Here is a 23,804-nt window from a genome sequence, read left to right as displayed (position 1 = left end):
GCGGTCTTTCCGGCACCCGTAAGGCCGGCTGCCTCCCGTTGAACATCTGGGTCGCGAGCTCGGTTACATTCCCTTCATGACAAGCCGATCGCCGGGTGACCACAGTCGTGACACTGCTGTGGTCGTTGCCCACGAGATCTACGGTGTCAACGACCACATCATCGGCGTTGCCAGCATGCTTCGCTCCTACCGGTGCGATGTCTTCACGCCCAGTTTTCTGCCGTCGGGCCTGGTGTATCCCCGGGAGGACGAGCGCCAGGCATACCGGGAATTCATGCGGGATCCTGGCGTGATGAGCATGAGCCGATCGCTCGTGCAGTTCGCCGGGAGCCTGCGCGAGCGTTATGGCAGAGTGCTCTGCATCGGCTTCAGCGTCGGAGCCACCAGCGCATGGCTCGCTTCCGGGACAGGCGCAGTCGACAAGACTGTCTGCTTCTACGGATCTCGTATCCGTGACCACCTGGATGTCCAGCCGGCCGCGCCGTGCCTTGTGGTCTTCGCCGAGCAGGAGCCCAGCTTCTCGGCACCGGCAGTCGCAGAGAAGCTGGCAGGCCGAAGAGATGTGGTGACGGAGATCTACCCGTCCCGCCATGGCTTCTGCGATCCCGGGAGCCCCCATTATTCCGCCGAGCACGGCCCTCAGGCGTGGGAATCGGCGATCCGGTTCCTGGGGCTGTCCCGGTGACAGTGAGAGTTCTCTGACCGACGAAGCCCAGCCGGTGCGACACCGATCCGTCCGCTTTCCCGCTTGTGCAGTCCCGGTTCCACGGGAACGCTGTTGGCCCTCACCCCTGGCATATGCATGCCTTCAAGGAGGGAACAGTCATGCCCTTCAGACACACCGCCGCCGGCGCGCTCGTCGCCGGTCTCGTACTCGTAGCCGCGCCCACATCCCCGGCCGCGACCGCCGCGGCTCTCCCGCCCGGCTGCACCAGCAGCGCCTTGCCGGCCGGCGGTGTCCACCTCGTGTGCACCCAGGGCGTCCCCGCCGGTACGACCCTCAGCGGAACCGACCAGGCGGACATCATCGAGGTCAGGGGCGACGACGACGTCAGCGGTCACCTGGCCGGCGTGGTCAACGGCCTCGGCGGGGACGACGTCGTCATCGTCGACAAGATCCTCTCCAGCGGCAGCGGAGGAAATGTCCGCGGGTCCATCGACGGCGGTGACGGCGACGACAAGGTCACCGTGACCGGCATGGACCCGTTCAGCGTCCAGGGACCCATCCACGGCGGTGCGGGCAACGACACCATCACCACCGGTGCGGTGTCGTACCTGGGGGACATCGACGGTGGTGCCGGGAACGATGTGATCACCACCGGCGACGTGTACAGCAGCTCGGTCAACGGCGGTGACGGCAACGACGTCCTCCGCCTCGCCGCCTTCCGCGTACCCGGATACGACAAGGCGAGCCGTCTCGACGGCGGAGCCGGCAACGACACCATCACGGTCGGAAAGCTGGCCGGCCCCCTCCATGGTGGCCCCGGTGCGGACAAGATCACCGTGGACGGGACGACCCCCATAGAATCCCGCCTGCCCAAGCCCGCCACTGTCGACGGGGACCAAGGCGACGACGTCATCCGCGTCGGGGCGATCGGCACCGGCGACAGGGCGCGCGCCACCTACGTCAGCGGGGGCGCCGGAGCCGACCTCATCGAGGTGCCGTCCGCCGGGCAGGACGGATACGCCACGGTCTCCGGGGACGACGACGATGACGTCATTCAGGGACCGGGCGCCACGCCGGTCGTCCTCGGCCCGTACGGGACCGTCGACGGCGGCGGGGGCGACAACACCTGCCGCACCGACAACACCGCGGGCGGCACGGTCACCCACTGCCGGACCTAGCGCCGCGGGCCCGGGGCCGTACCGGGCGGCCGGTCCCAGCAGTTGCTCCTCGGGTCGAGTGCGTTCCCCATGCTGGTGCCGGGACGGCGCTGCCGTCCCGGCATTTCTCGCAGTGATGACTTACCTCAGCAGTGGCCCCACGTGAAGGTGCTGGGCCAGCCGGGGCACGGCGAACTCCAACTGACGGTGCTGATCAGCGCTTCGGAAGCCTCGCCCACCTGCACGGAGGGAAGCTCCTGCATGTCCAAAATCTGGTTCATTTGCCCCTCTTTTCGATCGGATTGTCCACCAGGCGGTTTCCGCCTGGCTCCCGGCCGTGCCCGTCCCTGAGGTGGGGGGTGGCCAAGTCTTTGTCGCCGCGCCGTTCGGGCGGCAGGAAGGGCAGCCCCGGCTCACCGCGCAGAGCGGTGTGCACGGCCAGGAGGACGCCCGCCGTTCCTGTGGCCAGATCCATCGACAGACGCAACGACTGGTTGCCGCGAAAGGCTATGTGGCCCAGGTAGGGCAGCGCGTGGAGACGCAGAGTCGACAGGATGTGGTCGATGCGATCCTGGATCCGCTGACTCGGTTGTGCTGCACGCCTGTTGCACAGATAGAGCAGAATCCCCGTGCTGCCGAAGGACACCGTCGGCATGCCGTAGTGCTCGTAGCAGGCAGCCCGCTCGATGGCACGGTCTGCCTCCATCAGGTCCGGCGCCTGGGCATGCCGCAGGTACTCGGTGAGCACGATACCGACGCCCACCCCGCCGATGTGCAGGTAGGGCAGGGTCCGCCATCCTTCGTCGGCCTCCAGGGCGCCGTGCCGGGTCAGGGTGCAGTCACGCAGGTCGCGTCGCAGGGCCGCGGCGGCCCGCTCCAGGAATTCGGGCCGTCCACTGGCCTCGTGGAGTCGGATCCAGAACAGGGCAGGCCCGGACCAACCGTGCATCAGCCCGGGGCGTCCGCGGGGCGCGTCCGGCGCGCTCGCATCGCCCAGACGGTCGTACAGAAGCGACTCCATGGCGAGCACGCTGTCCCACAGCTCCGCGTCCTGCTCCTCACGTGCGGCATCGAGCAGCGTCAAGCCTGCGCCCGCGATGCCCTCGAAGAGGTCGAACCCCTGGCTTTCGACGTCGCAACGGCTTGCTTGCCGCAACACAGTTGTCGCGTGGTCGTCGTACCCCAGGGTGCGCAGGGCAAAGGCGATGCCGTGGAAGCCGTTGTAGAGGCCCGGCCGGGGCTGTGCCCCCATGACCCGGCCGAGCAGCCACTGCTCGTGACGCGGTCGACGTTCCTGACCGGTTGCGGCCAGGACGTGGAGGACGCCCGCCGCGCCGTAGGCCATGCAGAGTCCGTCGCCGCTCAGGAACTGCTCGATGTCCCCCGGGAACAGCCGGTCAGGGCGCTCCGGCGTGGCGCTGGCCACTACGGCCTGGCCCATGGAGTGCATCACGTCGTCCCACGTCGGGCAGGCGCCCCCGCCCAGGAACTGGCGGGTGGTCTCGGTGGCCACACGCGTCAGCGCCGCTGTCGGCCGACTGAGGACCCGCTCGCCGTCGGCCCCCGGGAGAACGCGCGGCGCAGCACTCGCGTGACCCGTGGGTGACGTGGGGGAGGCCCACCCCATGCCGGCCAGGATGGACAGGACGAAGTCGTCGTCGAGTCCGTAGCGGCGCGCGGCGTACTCGGCGAGCTGAACAGCCTTGCCCGGTTCGTACTCGACCAGCATCGTGTGCGGGAGGAAGAGGTCCAGCTTCACCGCGGCAAGTGCCCAGGCGTCCGCGTCGCGCCCGGTGACGCCCACCGGTGCACGAAACCCCGGAGAGCCGTGGAGGGCCACGTGAGCCGGATCGTCCAGACCACTGAACTCGAAGTCCACGAAGACCGGTTCGTCACCGCGCATGACGATGTTCTTGGGGTGGAGGTCTCCCACCACCACGCCGCGCTCATGAATGCGCTTCAGGGTCCGCTCCAGGCGCTCGGCCACGCCCAGTGCCCAGGAGACGTACTCCGCGGTGACGTCGTAGCCCGCTCCCTCGGGCCTCAAGAGCGGTGTGCGCTTCATGGCGGCCCTTTTCAGATCCAGGCCGTCGATCTTTTCCATGGCGAGGAAGTGGTGATCCCACGCCGAGAAGTATCCGTACGACTCGGGTACGCCCGGCAGACCTGCAAGTCGGTTGAGAACCTCGGCCTCATGGCGCAACCGCGTCACAGCGTCCTGGTCGGCGCTGTCCAGGCCGGCGAAGGGACGGGCTTCCTTCAGCACCACGACGGTACCGCTGTCCAGGGTCTCTGCGGCGTACACACCGCCACCGTTCGAGAAGTGCAGCGCGTGTAAGGGCCGGTAGGGAAACCTGATGTCACTGGCGCGGTTGCTCTCCACCTGTTCCTGGAGGAACTGCGGCATCTGGACCCACGGTGGCAGCTGGAACACCGGCCTGCGCACATCAGGAACGAGCTGCCCTCGCTCGTTCTCCAGCGCGGGCACCTTCTCCCCCTTCTCGTCCCGGCAGAACCGGGGAGTGAACGCCCCGTACCGGACGTAGAGGGGTCCCGCCCGCCAGCGAAGGTCACTGAGGATATGAGGACCGCCCTGTCCGGAGAGCAGCTGATCGAGTTCGAGCAGCGTGCGGTGCAACTGTCCGGTGCCGCGAGGGTAGATGGTGATGAACTTTCCGCTGGAGCCGCGGTCCGCGTACTTCGCGTTCGCCTTTCTCAGGGATTCCATGCTGCGGAGGAACTTGAAGGGCAGCTCGTGGGCGCGGCAGTACTCCCACACCAGATCGAGAACCTTTCCGGCGTTCCCCGGATGTGCGGAAACGTGCACCTTCCAGCCTTGCTGCGGAAGTATCGAACCCTTGGGGCGGCGGTGGATCCAAGGCTTGGAGGCCTGCTGCTCCCAGGCAGCCGGCGGCAGGGTGCTGAGAAGCGGGAAGCCGGGCTGGCCACTCTCGTCCTGCGCGTCGTAGAAGTCCTTCCCCGGCACGCAGAATTCCACGTATCGCAAATCAAGAGGCATCCTCTGCCGCTTCCTTCCGGGATTCGCTGCTGAGCGACTGTGTCACACACTTTGTCTGCGCTCACAAGCGACGGCAAGAGTGGGGCCTGTTCGCGAACGTTCACGAACGCGGAGGAATCCCTTCTGGCTGCGAGCGAAGCGTACCCGTTCGGGGGAAACGGAATCTGCTCTGCGATGAATCACCGTTCTTGCTCAGATCCAGAGGAGGTTTCGACGCCAGCTGCGTTCGTCGCCCAACTCTGCTGCCCGAAGGCGTGATAGGGGGTGAGGCGGCGGCTGCTCGGGCTGTTGTTCAGGCGATTGCAGTACGGTTCGGTGACGAGGCTGGCCCCAGGAGGGGCCTCACAGGCCGAGACGCAAGAGACGACCTGGGCGCCCTCCCGGTAGCCGCCATGGTCTGGGCACCAGCCGGCTGTCTTCCGGGGCGGCACCGGTGCTGACGGGCCCCGTCGCCCGGAGCGGCAGGGCGGGGGCTGGCCCGCGCGGGTCCCGGTCAGCCGCGGGCGAGCCGGGGGAGGAGGGCTTCGGCGTTGCCGCGGTTGACGGCGTGCAGCTCTGCGGCTGCCCAGTGCGGGTAGTTGTCCAGTGCCAGGTCGAAGCCGGTGCCCCAGTCCTCGGGGACCATGGGGAAGTCGCTGCCGTAGAGCACGTGCCCGGGGGCCGCGAAGGCGAGGAGCGAGGGCAGGGTGGCCGGGCCCGCCGCGAAGGCGGTGTCGAAGTAGAAGCGCCGCAGGTCGGTCAGGACGCCCTCGGGCGTGGTGCCGGGCTGTAGGTGCCCGGCGCAGGAGAACCGGTGGGCGGCGTACGGCAGGAAGCCGCCGGCGTGGGGCAGGATCATCCGGATATGCGGATACCGGCGCGGAACACCGCTGAGGACCAGGTGCAGGGCGGTTCGGGTGGTGTCGTACGGGAAGTCCACCAGTGGGCCGGGCAGATCCGGGAGCGTGGCACCGGGCGGTGCGGTGGGGTGGATCAGGACGACCGTGGCACGGGCGTCCAGCTCGGTCCACAGCGGCTCGAACGCGGAGTCGCCGAGATAACGGCCATGGGCGTTGCTGAGCACCATCACGCCGTCGGCGTTCAGTTCGTCCAGGGCGTGCGCGGCCTCGGCGAGCGCTCCCTCCACGTCCGGCAGGGGGAGGACGGCGAAGTGCCCGAACCGGTCGGGCCGGTCCTTGACCAGTTCCGCCGTGTACTCGTTGACCCTACGGGCCGTGGCGCGGGCCCCCTCCTGGTTGTCAGGCGCCCCGACCGGGGCGGCGTACGACAGCACGCCAGTGGCGATCGACCGGCGGTCCATCATCGCGATCGCGCTCCGCTCGTCCCAGGCCGGCGCGGGCCAGCCGAAGGCCGCGGCACGGCCGGACATGGCCCGGCGCAGCTCCGGCGGGATCAGGTGCTGGTGGACATCGATGCGTGCGGGATCCGTCATGCCTTCCGAACCTCCTCGAACCCCCGCCCCCGGTCCGGCGACGACCACCGGAGGACGACCCGTACCCATCAGACGCGACGGCGGCACGGAACGGGCCCACTGGGCACCGGACCCGGGCGGCCCGGCCCCGTAGACCACTCGGGCGGCCCAGTCGACGGCCCCGCCTCGTTCCTTGCGCTCCATAGGCCGACCCGTAAGTGAACTGATTCCGGCCAGGGCCAGACGGTCAAGGACATCACCGTGCTGATGCAGGTCAGTGAGGACTACGTCCGCGATGTCGTCCGCGCCTTTCAAGGAGCAGGGGCTGGACGCGCTGGACCCGAAACGGAGCGGGGACGCCCCAAGACGATCAGCCACCAGGTGCGCGAGCACATCTGCGGGATCGCCCGGACGCCCCCCCGCCGACTGGAAGACCACCGCGTTCTCCACCTGGAGCCTGAGCAAGCTCACCGATCACCTCGTCAAGCAGAAGGTGACCGCGACCATCGGCCGGCAGGCCCTGCGCCGGATCCTGCGCGCCGGCGAGGTCTCCTGAAAGACGACGGGAAGACCGAGTTCGCAGCCCTGCGCTACTGCGTACTCAACGACACTGACCACCGCCGCCACGACCTACGTCCGCTGGCGCAACCCCCGATGGGCTGTCGCCTCGTCCGTGGCCTTCGCCGGCGGGTGCGCCTTGGTGAGGGTGCAAACGCCGTCCGCACACTGGCGTTCCAGACGGCCGAGGGAGATGGTCTGTGCCAGGCCGACCATCCAGCAGGTAGGGCAGCCGCGGAAGGCGATCAGGGCCAAGGGGGCCGCGAGCAGGGGGGCCGGCCCGGCGACGGGCACCAGGGCGATCGAGCCGACGATCAGGCCGAAGCCGATGGCGCCGCGTGCCAGATGGCGCGGGACGGACTTGCTGGCGAAGTTCTTCCCGGGCGCGGCGGCCTGCGGGGGCTTCACTGTGTAGGCGATGTTCATGGTGTTCACGGTGTTCACGGTCGTGAGACTCCTCCGACGGGTTGGCCGACAGCTTGATCACGCGCCTGACCGGCGGCATGACCGGGTGGTTGGTCTGTCACTGCCAGGGACTGACGCAGTGCTGCGCGTGCTCTGTGCAGCCGCGACTTCATCGCGGCGCTGCTCAGACCGAGCGAGTGGGCGACGGTCTTGCCGGGCAGGCCCTGTACGTCCCGCATGATCAGGACCTGCCGCTGGTCACGGGGAAGGGCGCTGAGCGCGGCCGCGATGCGCTCCGCCTCCAGCCTGTGCAGTACCGCGTCCTCGGCGGACGGTTCCGCAGTCGCCTCCGGTTCGGCTGTCGCCTCGTTACTCCGCGAGACGAGCAGCCGCACCTGCCGGAGGCATTCGTTGCGCACGATCCGGAACATCCATGAGGCAAGCGCGCCACTCGCCCGCAAAGTGCCGATCTTCCGGTACAGGATGATCAGGGCCTCTTGCGCCGCGTCCTCCGCATCCTGCGGTGAGGAACACAGCGATATGGCGAACCTGCGCACATGAGGCTGCGATTCGATGACAACGGCGGTGAGCGAAGTGACGTCGCCGTCCTGAGCGGCCTTGATCAGCCGCTCGTCCGGCCAGGTGAAGCGTTGGTTCATCTGAGACTCCTCCGTGCAAGGCGCCCTGCGGGCAGGTGCTGGTCAGCTTCGGCTCTTGTAGCGCCGCATCAGGTGCCAGCTGCACGCGCCCACGAGCAGGGCTGCGATCACTATGAGGCTGGTGACCATCATGGGTGGTTCCTCCCGGTTCTGCCGGCCCGTCCGGCCGGTACACAGACAAGAGGCGGGCAGATGCGAAAAGGATTCGCCTCCAGCCGAAGTTTCTTTTGAACCCCTCTCTCACGCGGCGCGCGCCGAGTAAGGCCCCAGTGGGCTGCCTTCACCGCCCGCCGGTTCTCCTGCCTCGCGTTCATGCCCGCTGGTCCTCAGCCGGGGAGGGGCGCCGGCTTTCTCTGCGGATGACGCGGATCATGCCTCGGCTGTCGGCCTCGACGACCGCGTGGCGCTGGCAATGGGCCCGTGATCACGGTCGACGTGTGGCCTGTCAGCGGGGCCGATGCCGTCCGGTATCGACCTTGGACGTGGAGGCCGGCGGGGCAGGGCATCCTCAAGGGGGCCGTCTCGGCGACCTCACCGCCCTGAGCCACGACTACGTGTCCGTGCCCGCGGGGACATCCCGCACATCGAATCCAGCCTCACCGTCGTCAGCGGCCGGATCGCTTACGCCGCCGCGGAGTACGCGGGGATGGACGAGGCGCTGCCCCCCGCTCTCGCCCGTTGGAGCCCGGTGGCCCGCTTCGGCGGCTACCAGGCACTCCTCCGCCCGGCAGCTCCGGGACACGTCAGGCGGACCTGCTCGCCGAAGCCGTCGCCGCCTGGGGGCAGCACCTGCGGTGGCGCACCGCCCGCAGCCGGACTGATGTCCGAAGTCTGCCTCGTCATGCCCGCGCTGTCCGCCCTCGTCCAGGGCTACGAGGTCTACGTTGTCGCCGACGCCTCGGCGGGCGTGACGCCGGCCGCCCGCGAGCACGCGTGCAACGGATGACGGCCGTCGGCGCCATACCGGTCACCTGGCTGCAGGTGCTGCTGGAGCTCCAGCGCGACGGGGCCCGCACCGAGACCTACGCCGCCACACTCGACGTGGTCAAGGGACATGGCGGTGCCTACGGGATGGGCGTCGTCTACGCGCAGGCAATGATCGACCCGCACGTGGCCGGATGACCAGCCTCCGGCAGGTGGCCCGGCCCCCGGCCCGCCCGTCGCATGGCGCTCCCGCCCGGGCCAGGCAGTCGAGCGCATCACGAGCACCCCTCCGCCATGTCCGAGGAAGAACTGGTGGACGCCCTCGAATACGCCTCAGCTGCTGATCCGGATGTCGTTGAGGCGGGTGTCGGCAAGGAGCGGGTTCGCGCCGGTAGCGGTGAGAGTGAAGGGGATGGATTGGCTGGCGTCGAGGGTGGTCTGCCCATCAGCAGGGGTGATGGTGACCAGCACGCCCCGGCCCGTGGTGACCGCGGACTCCAGGCGTGCGTTCTCGGCAGTGACAGTGATTCCAGCGGTCTCGGGCGGAAGGTGGAAGGTCAGGCGCCAGTTTGGGAAGGTGCTGCTGGACGAGGGGTTGGCCAGCATCATTCGGGTGGTGGTGATGCCGTTGTCACGGCTCACCGGGCCAGTGTGGAGGACGGGCCCGCTTTCGCCGTCACCCGGTCCGGAGCTGGTACTGGGGACAAGAATCCATCGCGAAGGAACGGCCGGCTCAACGTCATCAACCGCAGCGTCGACGAGTGTGAGTGCGCTGTCGTGGGTCGCCACTCGGCGGCTGTCGGGTGCTGTCAGGCCCCAAGTGCCGTCGTCGTTGTCCTCGAACGTCCACGCCCCGGATGACTCCTCATCGCACAGCGTGACGCTGGTTTCGCCCTGCGCGGCGGAGCCGGAGGTACCGGTGAGTGCCAAGCCGTTGTAGGCATTGACGATACGCCAGGTCCCATCGGGGTTGCTGTGGAGTGTCCATTCCTGGCTGCGTGTGCCGGCGGTGCCTGCCAGGACCACGGGCGTGATGGGGGATTCGCTGTACCGGGAGAGATCGAGTAGCTGACCGCTGTTGGCTTCGAGGAAGTGGAACGTCTTGCCATCGTGGGGTGGCAGCTTCACATCCTTGGGCTTCCACGAGTTGTGGACGGGACGGAAACCGATGGCCAGGCACTGACCGAAGCCGCTGCCCGCTTTGTTCTTCAACATGTGGAGGTTGGAGACACGCCAGCCCTCGATGGCGAAGCCCTCGACATTTTGGTTGTCATAGCTGCATTTCCTGCCGCACAGGTGTGATTTACCTACTGTGAAGCATTGGAACTGGAACCCGTTGATCTCTGCCTTGTAGTCGTCGCCGGCTCGGGCGTAAACCCAGACCGTGCGGAAGTAGTCACCTTTCGTCGGGTCGTGAGCCCACGGGTACTCCACGGGGTCTCCGCCACCATAGCGGCCACCTTGAATATCTTCGTCATCGCTGGAATCGTTGCTCGACTTGAGCGAAGAGTTCACGACGCCTTCAACCTCCCCCCAATTCCAGCCGTGGCGGGTCTGGACGGCGTTGACGGTATATCCGTCGGCCCAGATATTCATCGCGTACATGTGCTGTTGCCCGCCGACATCGAGGGGCCGCTTCTTGCGGGAAGCGTCCCATTTATCGAACCAGTAGCCGCTTGCGTCGCCGAACGGGCCGAGGAAGATCTCCACATCGGACCGTTCGAATTCTTTCCGAGGATGGTCTGGATCGAGGCTTTGCGCCCAAATATCGCGGTACTCGTCGGCTGCCAAGTGCATGAGCCGCATGTAGGCGTAGCTCTGGAACTTGTTATCTCGCAGCCTCTTGATGCCGTCGTGGTAGGTCGCCTCGACGTAATGGTCGTACCCGCCGCCGATGAACGGACTGTGTTTCATTCCAAAATGCTTCGCGAGCTCATCGCGGGCATCCTGAATGTCGCCATCGGTAAAACCGATACTCCGACCGTTCCGGATCTTGTCGTGAAGAAGCACCAGGTGAAGATTGGCGGCTTGGACGAAGACAGGAAGGACATCGTATTTGTAGTCCTTGTCCCGGAAAGCCGGCATGCTGCTGACGATCTTGTCGACGGCCGCCCGCCACGAGCTGCGGGCTGTTTCCTGGCTCACTCCGCTGTGCAAGGCGCTCTTGGCGTGCTCACAGTACTGCTGGACGAGGACGCGAATTCCGGCGAGCTCGTTGGTCATGAGCTTGCCGTAGAAGTCGCCGAGCTTGCGGTCGACCACCTTCTCGACAGCCTCCCGAATCGTCTCCCAGACCGTGTCCTTCCCATCGGGCCACAGCCCGGCCATGAGAACCGACGCGCCAAGGGCCAGGACAGGGCCGGCCCCCGGAACAGCAGCCAGTCCGGCGATGACGGCCCCCTTCACCGCTTCCTCGGTAGCTGCTGCAGCGTTGAACTCCCACGCCTGGATGAATGGCGAGTCACCACTACCGAACTTCGCCGGGACCGCTCCGGCCTGACCGGGAGTCACCGTCACATCCCCGTTCTCGACCAGACCTCCGTCGCTCGTGTCACCAGCGGTCCCCGAGTCCTCCGACGGAGTGATCGGCATGGGTGTTCTCCTTCGCATTTCTGGCGTTCCAAAAGCTCGACTGCCGAGAAGCCCGACACAGCGCGGGAACAGAGGCAACGTTCGAATCAGTTGCAAGTAGGGGCCCTACCCAGGGAGACCCCCTAGCCGCCACGCTGTGCGTTCCCCCGTTCGGAATCAGAACTCCGCTAACGGCCGCCCTGCCGCTCTTGCCCAAAGCGTGTTCCGCGACCCGGTCGGCGGGCAGGCCGGCGCGGTCGTCCGACGCGGGTGACACCGCAAGTGATCACATCGAGATCCTTGCCTCGCCCTCGCGTACCTTCCAAGCGCTACCGGCGGGGACGCCGGACGCTGCTCCGTACGGACTCCGGCTGAGGCACGCACGACTTCGTCACCTGGCTCGCCCGGCGCGGACGGTGGCTGCCTGCTGTATGTCCTCCAGGTCGGCTACCAGGGCGGCTGCGGCCTTTGCTGGTGCAGGAGGCGATGTACAGGGGCGAGCACCGGCTGGCGGCCGTCAGGCAGGTGGCGACCGTCTGCCCGGCCACCCCGACGCTTGGTCTCGCCGCTGGACATCGGCCGTCAGGTCCTCGCGCAGACCTGCTGTTTACCCGGTGTCTGCCTGAACGGTGCGGAGGGCTGCTCTGCGATGTCCTTCAACACGTGCGCTGGAATCACCGTGGTCAGATGGTCGAGGGTGGTGTGCTCATCGGCTTGGGGAGCAGGTTCCGATGCCGGGAGAAGAAGCCGATGCGGTGGACGGTCCCGTAGCATTCCGCCACGTGACACAGCCGGGTGAGCTCCTCCTTCTGCGTGCCGTCACATCACACGATGTGTGTACGCCCCCGCCTGTCATGACCCAGCAGGTCAGCGGAGGGGCACCGGAAGCCCTCCGCCGACGAGTGCCAGGGCAAGCGGACGGCTGCTGGTCGGAGGATCCCGGAACGTTGTTGTAACGGCTCCCCGTTGCCTGAGTGAGGGCTGGGGTGGGCGTGGGGAGGCTACGTTCCTTTCGATGCTGGGGGGCTCCGGGTCTTCTCATGCGCTCCAGGTTCCCGGGGCGCCGGTGCCTGGCGGGCGCGGCGCAGATCACCCGAGTCCTGGCGACGCCAGCGGACCCTGGTGGGTGGCGGCAGGTGTGGGGGTGGGCTTATACAGCACGCGGTGGGGTACCGCTCGACAAGCCCGGAATTACGGTATGACAAGCCTGCTTCTTGCCACACTGCACGTGTGTGGACGACATCACTTCCGCCGTTCATCGGCGTCGTGCTCGGCACTGTTGCGTCGCTCGTGGGCCAGTTCCTGCAAGGACGCGCGTCCGAGCGTGCGGAGGCACGAAGCAGCGAGCGTGAACGTGCCGAGGCGCGCCGTAATGAACGCCTCACCCACCTCGTCGCCTTCCTGTGCGCTGTCCAGGAAGCTGAGCGGGTCGCCGTGGACCGCTACCAGCACAACGAGACCGACACGCAGTGGCAGATGCGGGCCAGGCAGGCCCTTGACAGAGTGTGGGTGACTCAGAAGACGATCCATATGGTGTGCGCGTCCGAGGTGAACGAGGCAGCGCGGGAAGCTGCGTTCGCCGTTCAGGACGTGATCCGCAAGGGCCCGGGTGAGGCCGGGGAGCAGCCGCAGGACGAAATGGTCTGGCAGGCCATCAGCCCGAGCCGGCGTGCGTATCTCGATGTTGCAGCCACCTACCTGAGCGAGGTGGAGCACGGGGCAGGGGGTCCGACGATGCCTCCGGAGCTCCGGCCGGATGGAACGGGGCCGACCCCAGCAGCTCGTTGATCGCCTGACGGGCGGAGACGTTCCACAATCTCCACTGAAGGGGAGCGGGGTACTGCTTCCCGCAGTACGCCCGGTAGCCACCCTGGACGTGGAGGCGGGCGAGTCCACGGTCGTGCACTGATTCGGCTGCACAGGGAACAGCGTAAGGCCCCGGGCTTGTGCGCTCTTCTGCCCCCTGATGGTTGGTGGTGTTGGTGACCACGAGGGACTGGTGGCTGTCAATGGGCGCCGGTCAGGTCGCCGATTGCTTCGGTGCTGGCTCCCTCGTCGGCCGGCGCCCCGGAAGCGGTGGAGAGCGGGATCTGGCCGTGGTCGGTGTCGTACGCGGGTGCCGCGGGCGATGATGGTGTCCCGATACGTCGATCATGAGGTCAGGAGTTCCGATGGCAAGGCGTGTTCATCAGCCGCGGGAGGACGAGGAGGTCGATTTTGTCCTCAGGATGAGCAAAGGCATGGTTCTTGCCTACTTCTCTGGGACGTGGCCGAAGGCGATCGAGGCATGCCGGGCTATGGATCTTGTCGTGGGTCAGATCGCCGAGGAGTACGCGAGTCTCCTGACGGCCGTCAAGATTGATATCACCCGTTGTCCGGAGGCGACCAAGCGGTATGGCGTCACCGGAGCCCCGTGCGTCGTCCTGCTCAAGGAAGGTGCGGTGGCGGCACGCAGCGCGGGGCCGATGACCCACGCCGAAGTCCAGGATTTCCTGCTCGCTCACTTCTGACCGGCCGCCCGCTCGCCCCCGGCCCGGAGGCGAACTCCCCGAACCCAGAAAGCCGCCCAGGACTATCACGTCGTCCCCCGGTCAGCCCGCCGCGGCCAGGGGACGCGGCGCTCGGTAGGCAACCTCATACGCGGCCACGATCTTCTTCAGGATGACGCCCTGGCCGGCGACGGCGTGCCCGGTGCGCACGGCCCCAGCTCCGGAGCGCGGCCAGCTGCTCCTTGCTGCGCCGCGTCATCCGGGCCGGTTCGGTTGGCCGGGTCCGCGGTGGGGACGGGGTCGCAGGTCTTGACCGTGCGCAGCTCGGCCATGGCTGCCTCGAGTTCGGCCTTGGCTCTGGCGACGCGGCCTTCGGCTTCGTGCGTGACCTGCTGGGAGGCGTGTCGGTCACGCAGTCAGGTGAGGTCAGCGCAGATGTGTGCGGTGCGGTTGCGGATGCTGGCGGCTGTGTGGTGCTCGGTTAGTCCTGCAGCGTCTCGATCCCTTCTTGTGCGGGTGCGGGAGGCGCCATGCCAGTCGGGGGTAGCCCGGGTCGGTCGCCGGCCATGTCGCGGTACTCCTGCGTCATGTTCTAGACGGTCGGGTAGAGAAGGTCGTCGGCTCGGTGCAGGAAAACGCTGTGGGCTGTCTCGTCGGCGCTGTTGTGGGCCTCGTGAGGTGGACCGCGGTGGTCTCCAGGTCTTCCTGCCCGTTGATGCCGGCCATGGTGGAGCGCGGGGCGACGGTGTCGAGCTGCTCGATGAAGCGCCGAAGCCGGCGGCCGGGTTCTCCTCCGCCACGCACGCGATGTCGTCGGCGTAGCGGCGGATGAGGTCTTCGATGGTGATCACGGTGACGGACATCGTGGTTCTCCTGTCAGTAGGCGGGGCCGTCGTACTCAATGGCGACGAGCTGGGCACCGGGGTGCTCCTGCTGAGAGCTCGGTGCTGACGCGGGTCCAGCTGTACGGCTCGTTCCAGCGGCCGATGGTCGCGGCGGGCCAGTCCGGTTCCCGGCCGGGCCGCACGCCGCATGCTCCCCAGCCGTCGGCCTGACCGGTCAGGACATGGAGTCCGCGGATGCTGGGCCGAGCGGTGTTTCTGAGGGCTTGCGCCGGTCGGTGGCGAGTGGGGCGGCGAGGCGGAGTTGCGTGTGTGCGGCGATGACGAGCCAGGTCCAGCGGTCCGCCGCCTGCGGGTCACGCAGCCGCCGCCGGCGTCATGCTGCTCTTGGTCGTACGGACCCGTCTGCTCCGCCACGAGCGCGCAGCCTGGCCGTACTGGGTGCGCGTCTCGGAAGCCGACATTCTCGCCTCGATGACCCAGGACACCCGCGCCGCGCAGATCAAGGCGCTCTGCGAACCGACACCCCGCCACCTGCCACGACGTGGGCAAAACCGTCAAACGGCCCAGCACCCTCTACGAGCGAGCCCAAGCCAGAGGCTAAGACAGCCACCCGCCCGGACTGTACCGAAGACCTCAGCGCCCGAGCCTCTGACCGGGACAGTCGGGTGACGCGATCACGTTGCCGTGCCCCCGTCACCCCACCGCAAGCGGGCTACTCCGGGCGGACCTGCGCCGCCTGCATGCCCTTCTGCCCACGCTCGGCGACGAAAGAGACGGGCTGGCCTTCCTTGAGGGACTTGAAGCCATCGGTCTCGATGGCCTTGAAGTGCACGAAGAGGTCATCACCGCCCCCCGCCGGGGAGATGAAGCCGTACCCCTTCTCTTCGTTGAACCACTTCACCGTGCCCAGTTGCCGGTTGGACATGCTCACCCCAAGGTTGCGTGGCGACCCAGCGTCGCCTGGTGAAGCTTGGCACGCGGACGGCGTCTCGCGCCCAGGACCTCGCCCAAGAGATATAGCGGCCATGCATCGTCACTGGCGGCGAGACGCAGTCACCCACCAGGGCGCTGATGACAACTTAGGTTCCTCTCAGTGAAACCTTTCATGCGCTACGGAAGCGTTCCGTGCGGTCCGACACCACCGCCCATCACGTTGCGTGGCAACCGGAGGATAAGGAACAAGCGTACGTCCAGCAGTCCGGGCGTCGCCGCAACTCAGAAGGGGTGTGAACGATGTAACCGGACGTCAAGCTCAGGGTAGCCAGCCGGTGGAAGTCCGGCCCGGGGAGACGCCAGGGTCCCTGGTAGCTGACTCCCGGCGTCGCTCGAAAGGGTGGCGTCGAAGTGAGCTCGGCGTCGCCCAACTCGCCCGGGCAGCAAGGAAACTGGGCGATGCACGGTCCGTCGAGTGGCAGCGCCGGGCCGGGTCCTGGGCGCACGCCTACCTGGGCTCCGAAACGAAGGACACCCTAAGACCGTGTCCTATGTGGTGAGGCGGACGTTGACCGGTCATGGGGCGGGGAACGGGGACTGGATCGTGCCGGACGGACTGTGGGAGATCGCGAAGCCGCTGATCCCACCGTCGAAGGTCCGGTCGCAGGGCGGTGGGACGCAGGACACGCCTGATGAGACGGTGTTCGCCGCGATCATTTACGTGCTGGTCAGCGGGTGTGCCTGGCGGACGCTGCCGCCGTGCTTCGGCATATCGAAGTCGACCGCCCATCGCCGGTTCCCGATCTGGTCGCGCGCCGGCGTGTGGGGCCGGCTGCACGAGTCGGTCCTGGACCGGCTCGACGACGCGGGCCTGATCGACGTGACCCGCGTCGTCCTGGACTCTGCCCACGTGCGGGCGGAAAAGGGGGCGAACTCACAGGTCCGTCGCCCGTGGACCGGGGCAAGCCGGGTTCCAGGATGCACATCCTGTCGGACCAGAACGGGCTGCCCCTCGTCGTCGGCGTCTCCGCCGCCAACACCCACGACAGCGAAGCCCTGAAACCCATGGTGGACGGTCACCAAACGAGACACGACCCCCACCGCGGCCGCCACTTCAAAGCCAAGCGCCTTCACGCCAACAAGGCATACGACGTTCCCCACCTGCGGAAACAGCTCCGCGGCAAACACATCGGAGTTCGCATCGCACGCAAGGGCATCGAGTCCAGCGAACGCCTCGGACGGCACAGGTGGGTCATCGAGCGCACCATGTCATGGCTGACCGGCTACCGCCGGCTCTCGCCCCGTTACGAGCGCGGCCCCCCGCAACTACCTGGCATTCCTCGGTCTCGCCGCCGCGATCTGCTGCTACAAGCGACTCGTTCGCCTCACCACATAGGACACGGTCTTAGTCGGCCCGGAGCGGCCTCGCCCGCTCACCTTGACCAGGCAGCTCCCGCTCATCTGGCCGGCCAGTGCCCGGGTCGGCTCCTCGCGGGAGCTGGCGAACTTGTATGTGGCCGAGCCGGCCGCGGGTGTCCGACGGTCCGGTCGCAGCCCTACGGCGCAGCCGCCGCCATGGAAGGCCTGCCGGTCACGGACTTCTGGGCCGATACCGGTGAACCGCGCAGCATCGTCATCATCCTCCAGCCGGAAGCCGTGGACGCCGCTCCCGAGGACGACGACGAAGAACCGAGGGAACTGCGGATCATCTGGGCCGGCGCCGGTGCCTGGCAGTTCGCCTGGATGCGCCCCGACGGCTCCAACGAAAGCCCCGACCAGCTCCCGGGCTACCCGGGTTCCCTCGCCCTGCCCGAGGACGCGGCCGAGTCGTACGCACCATGCTGCGCCGTGATCCGGTCCTGCTCCTGGGGCCCCCGAGTGGCAGCCGCCGGCCGACTACAACCCTGACTCCCGCCCGTACGACCCCGAAGAGGACGACCCCGACCCGGCCTTCGAACGGTCCCTGGCCGCCTACCTCACCCACGCGGACTGGCTGGCCCAGCTGCAGGCCCGACAGCGCTGGGCGGCTGACACCGCCCGGACGGACTCCCCGCAGCGCTGACCCTGGGCAGCAGCCGACAGCCGCCGCGCACCGCGCGGCGGCACCACAGCGGCTCGCCGCAGATTCCGGCAGCACGCCAGCCTCTCCACCTCCCGGAGCTCCCCGATGCACTCCAGCACGCGCCCCGCCCGCGTGAACCTTTCCCAGATCGCCGTGATCGCCTGGACCGGCCCGGCAGCCGTCAGGAACTGGCGCCGGTGCTATCCCGGCTTCCCGCCCAAGGCCGGCGGGGCCGACGACAGTCCCGTGTCCGAAAGGGCCGTCGCCGAGGCATGGTTGGACCATCGGTCCGTCCTATGGTGCCGACCAGTGGGCCGACCACGAGGAGTTGGGTGGCCGCCAGGGCGAGGCAGATGGCCGCGGTGCCGGTCCACAGGGCCGTGACGCCGGCGTGTTCCAGGATCTGCGTGGCGGTGATCGGGGCGGCGACCGTGGCGATGCCCCAACTGATGCCGTGCGCCGCCAGGTAGCGGTCGGCGCCGCCGGGTGGTGCCAGGTCCGCCACGACGCCGAGGATCCGGCCCAGGACGAGCACGTCGCCCAGGCTCCACAGGATCGTGGCCGCCAGGAACGCGGGCAGTCCGTACGCCGGAGCGTAGCCCGCCAGGCCGGCTGCCATCAGGGTGTGGCCGAGGGCGAGGGCCGCGGAGTCGGGGAGCGCGGCGAGGCGGCGCAGGCGCAGGGCGGGCTGGGACGCGACGATGGTCACGGCCGAGGCGCTGAACAGAAGACCGGCGTCGGACGGTTGGAGGCCGCGGTGGGTGAGGGTCAGCGGCAGCGCCATCGTGATCTGCATGGAGATGAGGGCGAAGACGGTGCCGGAAGTGAACAGGGCCCACAGCGCGCGGTCTCGCCACGGGTGGACCGGCTCGGGACGTCCGCCGCGCTCGGCGGTCCGCCGGCCGGGGTGGTCGGCGGGCAGCGCGAAGCGGAGCGTCAGCGCGCAGGCCAGGCAGGTGAGCGCGTCGGCGACGAACAGCCAGCGCAGGTCCCACCGGCCCAGCGCTGCGGCGATCAGGCCGGCGCCCGTACCGCCCGCCGCGAGCGCGGCGTTGAGCAGGCTGTAGGCGCGCACCCGGTCGGCCGGGCCGACCGCGTCAGCGATCATCGCCTGGCTCGGCGGTTCGTAGAGCTCGAAGGCCAGGCCGAGGAGGACCGCGAAGACCGCCACCGTGGTCAGGGAGTCGGCGGCCGCGATGCCCATCTGCGCGAGCGCGCAGCCGGTGAGGCCGAGTACGATCGTGCGTCGCCGCCCAAGGCGCGTCGCCAGGTGGCCGCCGGTCAGGCGCGACGGGATCGTCGCGAACCCGAAGGCTGCGGAGAGCAGCCCCGCCGTGGTGGCGCTCGCGCCGAAGTCGGTGCTGATCAGGACGGTCAGGAAGGGCAGGGAGAAGGCGCCGAGCCGGTTGATCGCCCGCGCCGCCACCAGCAGCCATACGATGCGCGGCATCCTCGCCGTCGTCGCCCCTGCCCCTGCCCCCGTCCCCATCCCCCGCCATTTCTGCGTAACTGGTGAATCGAGTAACGTCGGTTACGGACGCTAGCCCCGGAAGGAGTGACTGGTCAAGTGATGTTTGACAGTCACATCGCGATGCTGCTGGATCAAGCCGTAGCGCTCGTGAACACGTTGACCGACGGAACCGCGCGCGGCCGCCCGTACGCCGCGCCCTGCGGAACCGGGCTCCGGGCCGCGGTCGATGCCGCGATACCCCGCACCGCCTCCTCGCTGCCGCGCGACATCGACGACGAGCAGGCGGCGTATCTGGCCGGAGCGGCGCGGCGCATGCGGGACGTCTTCCAGGCCATGCAGGACGGGCGGTTGGACGCCGCTGCGGCGGCCGTGAACGACCTGCTGCGCGACACCGACGCCCGGCCGCGGCTGGACCGGGGCGCGGGCGAATCCTGGCAGCTGCACTTCCACGGCCCCGACGACTCCTTCGCCGCCGGGTCCAGTGCCGCTTGTGCCACCGCGCTCGCCCTGGCGGTGGGCGGCGGCCTCGCCGGGCGGCTGGGCGTCTGCCGTGCCGACCGCTGCGACCGCGTCTACGTCGATCTCTCCCGCAACGCCGCCCGCCGGTTCTGCTCCACGGCCTGCCAGAATCGCGCCAAGGCCGCGGCCTTCCGCGCCCGCCAGGACGCCCGCGACTCCCACTCGGACGCCCGCGACTAACGCGGTCCCGGTACGGGTGCCTCATGGGCCGCCACGCCCTCAAGAACGCACCCGGGCTGATCGCCAAGGGGCAGGTGATCCACTTTTCGCTCCTTGTAGACGGCCCTGACCCCCGCCTCACCTGCCAAGCAGCTCTCATGGACGTCACTGTCCAAGAGCGACAGGATCCTGGTCGCCAAGAAGCGATCGCTCTCTGGATCTCCGCAACAGTTGGGCTCCTCGTGTCGCTGGTCGTGCCAACACTGGTCGCTTGGGTGTGGTCGGCCACCGGCGAAGGGGGTCTCTGAGCCGCGGCGCTCTCGTGATCGTTCTGGCTGGCTTGGGGGCTGTGATCGTGTGGTGGCGCCGTCGCCGGGCCGCCAGGCGCTCTGCCCAAGATTGACTCACTCCGTCCCGCAAGGCAGCAATCCTGGCCCATGACGCTCGCCCGGTCCAGGCATATACGTGACGCATTGCCCCCGCCGCATGGGTGGCCAGATGCACCGTCCTGACCACCGAGGCCACCGACGACGCGGGGCGGATCCCACCCCCGCATGCCGCTGTCCGTCGCCCTGGACGACTGGGACGCCTCGACGCCGCCCACCAGGATCCGGGCGAGCTCCGCGACCTGCTGGCCGCCCCCGCCGTCGGCCACCTTGACGCCAGAGAGGTGTCCCGTGCCGTCCGTCTCGATCACCAGAGCTTCGTGCGCCATGACCATCCCTTGCCATCGAACGGCGCAGCGGAATACTGCGCCGGTGATCAGGCCATGCCGCAACAGTTCGAGAGGATGCGCGTGTGCAGGGGGCTCGAAAAACCCTTGGCGCGCGGGTTCACTGGCCCCCTACAGTGATCAGTGTCCAGGTGCGAAGGCAGGACCTACTTCCACTCTTAATGGGGAGGCCGCGGGTTCGAGTCCCGCCTCCGGCACGCAGGCCGGTGTAGCTCAGTTGGCAGAGCACCTTGTTGGTTCCGCCGCTTCGACCTCTGGACACCTAAGCTTCACGCACTTCCCGGTGCGCGGGCCACGGCTCCTTCGTTTCCCATCGAATCCCATGCCGCGGCCACTTTGAACTCGGGAGGCGCGGCACCGGGGCGTCCGGTGCGCAGGTGACGGTTACTTCTCGGAACAGCCGGTCGCGGGTTCAAGTCCCGTCCCAGCCTTGGGGCTGGTGTAGCTCAGTTTGGAAGAGCAGCTGTCTGTACCGTCGCCGACCTCTTCGACCTCGGACGCCCTCCGCCGTGCTTCCCCGGATGAATTCGGGGGAATTCACATGGCACGTTTCAACACCCGCGCGCCCAAGGCGGCCCGCCCGACCTCGCCCGTGACCACGACCGGGCGGCGTACCCCCACGCACCTCGGCGGCAAGGGGCACGTGCGCGACGACCGCTCCGAGCTGTTCCTGCTCGCCGTCGCCAACTTCGTCTCCCAGCAGACCTTCCACGAGAGCGGCACCGACCGCGACGACCGGTTCACCGCCCTGGTGCGCAAGCTCGCCGTCGAGGACCCCACCTGGACCGCGGGTCTGCTGGGCTGGCTGCGCGGCGACGGTCAGATGCGCACCGCCTCCCTCGTCGGCGCCGCCGAGTACGTCAAGGCCCGCCTCGACGCCAGCGCCACGCACGGTCCCACGAACCGGCAGGTCGTCGACTCCGTGCTGCGCCGCGCCGACGAGCCCGGCGAGATGCTGGCGTATTGGACCAGCGTGTACGGGCGGAACGTGCCGAAGCCGGTCAAGCGCGGCATCGCCGATGCCGTGCGACGCATGTACACCGGCCGCAACCTCCTGAAGTACGACACGGCCTCCAAGGGCTACCGCTTCGGCGACGTGCTCAACATCGTCCACCCCACGCCCGCCCCGGACAAGCCGTGGCAGGGCCCCCTGTTCCAGTACGCCCTGGACCGCCGGCACAACCCCGACACCGCCACCCCGCCCGCCTCCGACCGCACCCTGACCGCCCACCGCGCCCTGATGGCCGTACCCGTCGAGGAGCGTCGTGCGCTGGTCACCGGGCCGGGTGGCGCGGAGCGGCTGGCGGAGGCGGGCATGACGTGGGAGGCGCTGGCGGGCTGGCTCCAGGGCCCGATGGACGCGGCGGCCTGGGAGGCCGTCATCCCCTCCATGGGCACCATGGCGCTGATCCGCAACCTGCGGAACTTCGACGAAGCCGGCGTCCGTGACCAGGTGGCCGAGCAGGTGGCCACCCGGATCGCCGACCCGGCCGAGGTCGCCCGGTCCCGGCAGTTCCCCTTCCGCTACCTGGCCGCCTACCAGCACGCTCCCTCGCTGCGCTGGGCCTGGTCGCTGGAGCGGGCCCTTGGCCACTCGCTCGCGAACGTCCCCGCACTCCCGGGCCGGAGTCTGATCCTGGTCGACCGTTCCGGCTCCATGTGGTCGCCGCTGTCGGACCGGTCCGAGCTCAACCGCGCGGATGCTGCCGCGATCTTCGGCACGGCCGTGGCGATGCGCGCCGCCGCCGCCGACCTTGTCGAGTTCGGCACTTCCAGCGCCCCCGTGGCGTACCGCGGGGGCGAGTCGGTCCTGAAGGTGCTGGAGCGCTTCGGGAGCCTGGGCGGCACCGACACGACTGAGGCAGTGCGCCGGCACTACCGCGGGCACGACCGGGTCCTGATCGTCACGGACGAGCAGGCGTCCTACCACTACGCGGGTGACCCGACCGAGCAGGTCCCGGCCGGCATCCCGGTCTACACCTGGAACCTCGCCGGCTACCGGCCCGGCCACGGACCGTCCGGTTCCGCCAACCGGCACACCTTCGGCGGCCTCACCGACGCTGCGTTCCGCATGGTGCCGCTGCTGGAGGCGGGTCGGGACGCCCACTGGCCCTGGGAAGACTCAGCAGGAAAAGGCGCCGTCTGACGCCAAGCCCGTCAGGGCTGACGGCGGCGTGCCCGTGGCGCTACTGCGGGGCGCGGAGTGACCCCCGCCCGGGACCGGCAAAATCGCGGACGGGGACCGTGACCGGGACTAGTGATCCGCCCTCAGTAGTCGTGAGAGCGGGCTAGGACCTGTCCGGCCGATCATGTGACTACTACGCATGCTGGTGGGGGCATCAGACAAGTCGGCGCCGCCCAGGTGGACCTCGACCGTCCACCCGTCGAAGGGACTTGCCGTAACGGGCTGAAAGACGGCCTAGATTTGGTCGCATGATCACTCAGATTGTGACCCTCGCTGGCGTCCTCATCGGCGCCCTAACCTCGTATCTGAGCACGGCTATGGCTGAGCGCGCTCGGCACCGACGCGGTATGGCAACGCGCTGGGATGAGCGCAAGCTCAACACCTACATCGAGTATGCCTCCTGCGTGAAAGAGGTGTACGGCGCTGCCAAGCGGGCCCGGCGAGCGGCGGAAGGAACGGAAGACCGAATGCAGCTTCTTGCCGAGATGGTAGAAGCCGAACAGCGGCGATCGATACTCTTCGAAACCCTGGTGCTGCTGGCGGCACCGGCGGCAATCAAGGCCGCCCACGCGGTCAACCTCTGCCTGTGGCAAGAGCAGACTGCAGCCAAGAACCAGGAGGCCACACCGGTAGTAGAAGGTGACCTGGAGGCCCTAATGAACATCTATCACGAACAGGCCCGAACGGATCTGGGAATCCCCCTCAGCCCATGGCGGGACTAGGACTTGTCCGGCCCGATCATGTGACTACTTCGCAGTCGTGTCGTTGATGTGGACATGGGGCGGGGTGATCTGACGGATGCCGAGTGGGAACGGCTGCGGCCGTTCCTGCCGGTCAGCAACAGGCATTGTGGCAGGTGGCGGGATCACCGGCAGGTGGCGGGATCTCCGGCAGGTGGCGGGATCACCGGCAGGTGATCGACGGGATTCTGCACCGGGTGCGGACCGGCGTTCAGTGGCGTGACCTGCCCGCACGGTTCGGCCCGTGGAAGACGGTGTACGAACGCCACCGCCTGTGGTCGGCCGACGGAACCTGGG

General features: G+C 68.4%; 16 protein-coding genes and 3 pseudogenes. 12 read left to right on the top strand and 7 right to left on the bottom strand.

The window, feature by feature from the left end; genetic code table 11:
• Positions 1-76: 76 nt before the first annotated feature.
• A complete protein-coding gene (locus LE181_RS06595; RefSeq protein WP_225660207.1) occupies positions 77-685 on the top strand; it encodes a dienelactone hydrolase family protein in 609 nt (202 codons plus the stop codon).
• A gap of 140 nt (positions 686-825) precedes the next feature.
• Entirely contained in the window at positions 826-1,845 is a 1,020-nt protein-coding gene (locus tag LE181_RS06590; protein ID WP_225660206.1) for a calcium-binding protein, read from the top strand.
• Between the two features lie 256 nt (positions 1,846-2,101).
• On the opposite strand, the gene lanKC is transcribed toward LE181_RS06590, so the two are convergent.
• Both lanKC and LE181_RS06580 read right to left on the bottom strand, forming a co-directional pair.
• Positions 2,102-4,843 (bottom strand): class III lanthionine synthetase LanKC, encoded by a 2,742-nt coding sequence (gene lanKC, locus LE181_RS06585; protein ID WP_225660205.1) that lies wholly within the window; start codon positions 4,841-4,843, stop codon positions 2,102-2,104.
• Between the two features lie 493 nt (positions 4,844-5,336).
• The gene (locus tag LE181_RS06580) at positions 5,337-6,275 is read right to left on the bottom strand and encodes an amidohydrolase family protein (protein ID WP_225660204.1); all 939 of its coding nucleotides are present in this window, start codon (positions 6,273-6,275) and stop codon (positions 5,337-5,339) included.
• Between the two features lie 274 nt (positions 6,276-6,549).
• Here LE181_RS06580 and LE181_RS06575 point away from each other — a divergent pair, with 274 nt between their 5' ends.
• Positions 6,550-6,810, top strand: coding sequence for a hypothetical protein (locus tag LE181_RS06575; protein WP_225660203.1), 261 nt, complete (start codon positions 6,550-6,552; stop codon positions 6,808-6,810).
• Positions 6,811-6,884: 74 nt separating this feature from the next.
• On the opposite strand, the gene LE181_RS06570 is transcribed toward LE181_RS06575, so the two are convergent.
• Positions 6,885-7,238: a hypothetical protein gene (locus tag LE181_RS06570; protein ID WP_225660324.1), complete on the bottom strand. Its 354-nt coding sequence runs from the start codon at positions 7,236-7,238 to the stop codon at positions 6,885-6,887.
• A 14-nt stretch (positions 7,239-7,252) separates the two neighbouring features.
• On the bottom strand, positions 7,253-7,876 hold the full coding sequence (locus tag LE181_RS06565; protein ID WP_225660202.1) for an RNA polymerase sigma factor: 624 nt from the start codon (positions 7,874-7,876) through the stop codon (positions 7,253-7,255).
• 811 nt (positions 7,877-8,687) lie between these two features.
• Here LE181_RS06565 and LE181_RS06560 point away from each other — a divergent pair.
• Positions 8,688-8,998: pseudogene (locus tag LE181_RS06560) on the top strand (isochorismatase family protein); the annotation flags it as partial.
• A 135-nt stretch (positions 8,999-9,133) separates the two neighbouring features.
• Here LE181_RS06560 and LE181_RS06555 read toward each other — a convergent pair.
• A complete protein-coding gene (locus LE181_RS06555) occupies positions 9,134-11,392 on the bottom strand; it encodes an insecticidal delta-endotoxin domain-containing protein (RefSeq protein WP_225660201.1) in 2,259 nt (752 codons plus the stop codon).
• Positions 11,393-12,601: 1,209 nt separating this feature from the next.
• Here LE181_RS06555 and LE181_RS06550 point away from each other — a divergent pair.
• Entirely contained in the window at positions 12,602-13,159 is a 558-nt protein-coding gene (locus LE181_RS06550; RefSeq protein ID WP_225660200.1) for a hypothetical protein, read from the top strand.
• Between the two features lie 383 nt (positions 13,160-13,542).
• On the top strand, positions 13,543-13,881 hold the full coding sequence (locus LE181_RS06545) for a thioredoxin family protein (protein ID WP_225660199.1): 339 nt from the start codon (positions 13,543-13,545) through the stop codon (positions 13,879-13,881).
• Between the two features lie 1,536 nt (positions 13,882-15,417).
• Here the strand turns inward: LE181_RS06545 and LE181_RS06535 are convergent.
• Complete coding sequence (locus LE181_RS06535; protein ID WP_225660198.1) at positions 15,418-15,630, bottom strand: cold-shock protein; 213 nt, start codon at positions 15,628-15,630, stop codon at positions 15,418-15,420.
• 576 nt (positions 15,631-16,206) lie between these two features.
• On the opposite strand from LE181_RS06535, the pseudogene LE181_RS06530 reads away from it, so the two are divergent.
• Positions 16,207-17,034: pseudogene (locus tag LE181_RS06530) on the top strand (IS5 family transposase).
• A gap of 179 nt (positions 17,035-17,213) precedes the next feature.
• Positions 17,214-17,546, top strand: coding sequence for a hypothetical protein (locus tag LE181_RS06525; protein ID WP_225660197.1), 333 nt, complete (start codon positions 17,214-17,216; stop codon positions 17,544-17,546).
• A gap of 335 nt (positions 17,547-17,881) precedes the next feature.
• On the opposite strand, the gene LE181_RS06520 is transcribed toward LE181_RS06525, so the two are convergent.
• On the bottom strand, positions 17,882-19,150 hold the full coding sequence (locus LE181_RS06520; protein ID WP_225660196.1) for an MFS transporter: 1,269 nt from the start codon (positions 19,148-19,150) through the stop codon (positions 17,882-17,884).
• Positions 19,151-19,270: 120 nt separating this feature from the next.
• On the opposite strand from LE181_RS06520, the gene LE181_RS06515 reads away from it, so the two are divergent.
• The 4 genes and pseudogenes from LE181_RS06515 to LE181_RS06500 form a co-directional block, all read left to right on the top strand.
• Complete coding sequence (locus LE181_RS06515; protein WP_225660195.1) at positions 19,271-19,870, top strand: CGNR zinc finger domain-containing protein; 600 nt, start codon at positions 19,271-19,273, stop codon at positions 19,868-19,870.
• Between the two features lie 1,253 nt (positions 19,871-21,123).
• On the top strand, positions 21,124-22,728 hold the full coding sequence (locus tag LE181_RS06510) for a TROVE domain-containing protein (RefSeq protein ID WP_225660194.1): 1,605 nt from the start codon (positions 21,124-21,126) through the stop codon (positions 22,726-22,728).
• Between the two features lie 287 nt (positions 22,729-23,015).
• Positions 23,016-23,489 (top strand): hypothetical protein, encoded by a 474-nt coding sequence (locus LE181_RS06505; RefSeq protein WP_225660193.1) that lies wholly within the window; start codon positions 23,016-23,018, stop codon positions 23,487-23,489.
• A gap of 54 nt (positions 23,490-23,543) precedes the next feature.
• A pseudogene (locus LE181_RS06500) lies at positions 23,544-23,804 on the top strand (transposase); the annotation flags it as partial.

It is taken from the genome of Streptomyces sichuanensis (assembly GCF_020328095.1).
In the GTDB taxonomy this organism is placed as follows: domain Bacteria; phylum Actinomycetota; class Actinomycetes; order Streptomycetales; family Streptomycetaceae; genus Streptomyces; species Streptomyces cinnamoneus.
Note: the sequence above shows the minus strand (reverse complement) of the source record. Positions and strands in the feature narration are given on the sequence as shown.

What these genes read in the sequence shown, in the direction of transcription:
- LE181_RS06595 (WP_225660207.1), top strand. Translation starts at nt 77, where the DNA reads ATGACAAGCCGATCGCCGGGTGACCACAGTCGTGACACTGCTGTGGTC.
- LE181_RS06590 (WP_225660206.1), top strand. Translation starts at nt 826, where the DNA reads ATGCCCTTCAGACACACCGCCGCCGGCGCGCTCGTCGCCGGTCTCGTA.
- lanKC (WP_225660205.1), bottom strand. Translation starts at nt 4,843, where the DNA reads ATGCCTCTTGATTTGCGATACGTGGAATTCTGCGTGCCGGGGAAGGAC.
- LE181_RS06580 (WP_225660204.1), bottom strand. Translation starts at nt 6,275, where the DNA reads ATGACGGATCCCGCACGCATCGATGTCCACCAGCACCTGATCCCGCCG.
- LE181_RS06575 (WP_225660203.1), top strand. Translation starts at nt 6,550, where the DNA reads ATGTCGTCCGCGCCTTTCAAGGAGCAGGGGCTGGACGCGCTGGACCCG.
- LE181_RS06570 (WP_225660324.1), bottom strand. Translation starts at nt 7,238, where the DNA reads ATGAACATCGCCTACACAGTGAAGCCCCCGCAGGCCGCCGCGCCCGGG.
- LE181_RS06565 (WP_225660202.1), bottom strand. Translation starts at nt 7,876, where the DNA reads ATGAACCAACGCTTCACCTGGCCGGACGAGCGGCTGATCAAGGCCGCT.
- LE181_RS06555 (WP_225660201.1), bottom strand. Translation starts at nt 11,392, where the DNA reads ATGCCGATCACTCCGTCGGAGGACTCGGGGACCGCTGGTGACACGAGC.
- LE181_RS06545 (WP_225660199.1), top strand. Translation starts at nt 13,543, where the DNA reads ATGGCAAGGCGTGTTCATCAGCCGCGGGAGGACGAGGAGGTCGATTTT.
- LE181_RS06535 (WP_225660198.1), bottom strand. Translation starts at nt 15,630, where the DNA reads ATGTCCAACCGGCAACTGGGCACGGTGAAGTGGTTCAACGAAGAGAAG.
- LE181_RS06525 (WP_225660197.1), top strand. Translation starts at nt 17,214, where the DNA reads ATGGAAGGCCTGCCGGTCACGGACTTCTGGGCCGATACCGGTGAACCG.
- LE181_RS06520 (WP_225660196.1), bottom strand. Translation starts at nt 19,150, where the DNA reads ATGCCGCGCATCGTATGGCTGCTGGTGGCGGCGCGGGCGATCAACCGG.
- LE181_RS06515 (WP_225660195.1), top strand. Translation starts at nt 19,271, where the DNA reads ATGTTTGACAGTCACATCGCGATGCTGCTGGATCAAGCCGTAGCGCTC.
- LE181_RS06510 (WP_225660194.1), top strand. Translation starts at nt 21,124, where the DNA reads ATGGCACGTTTCAACACCCGCGCGCCCAAGGCGGCCCGCCCGACCTCG.
- LE181_RS06505 (WP_225660193.1), top strand. Translation starts at nt 23,016, where the DNA reads ATGATCACTCAGATTGTGACCCTCGCTGGCGTCCTCATCGGCGCCCTA.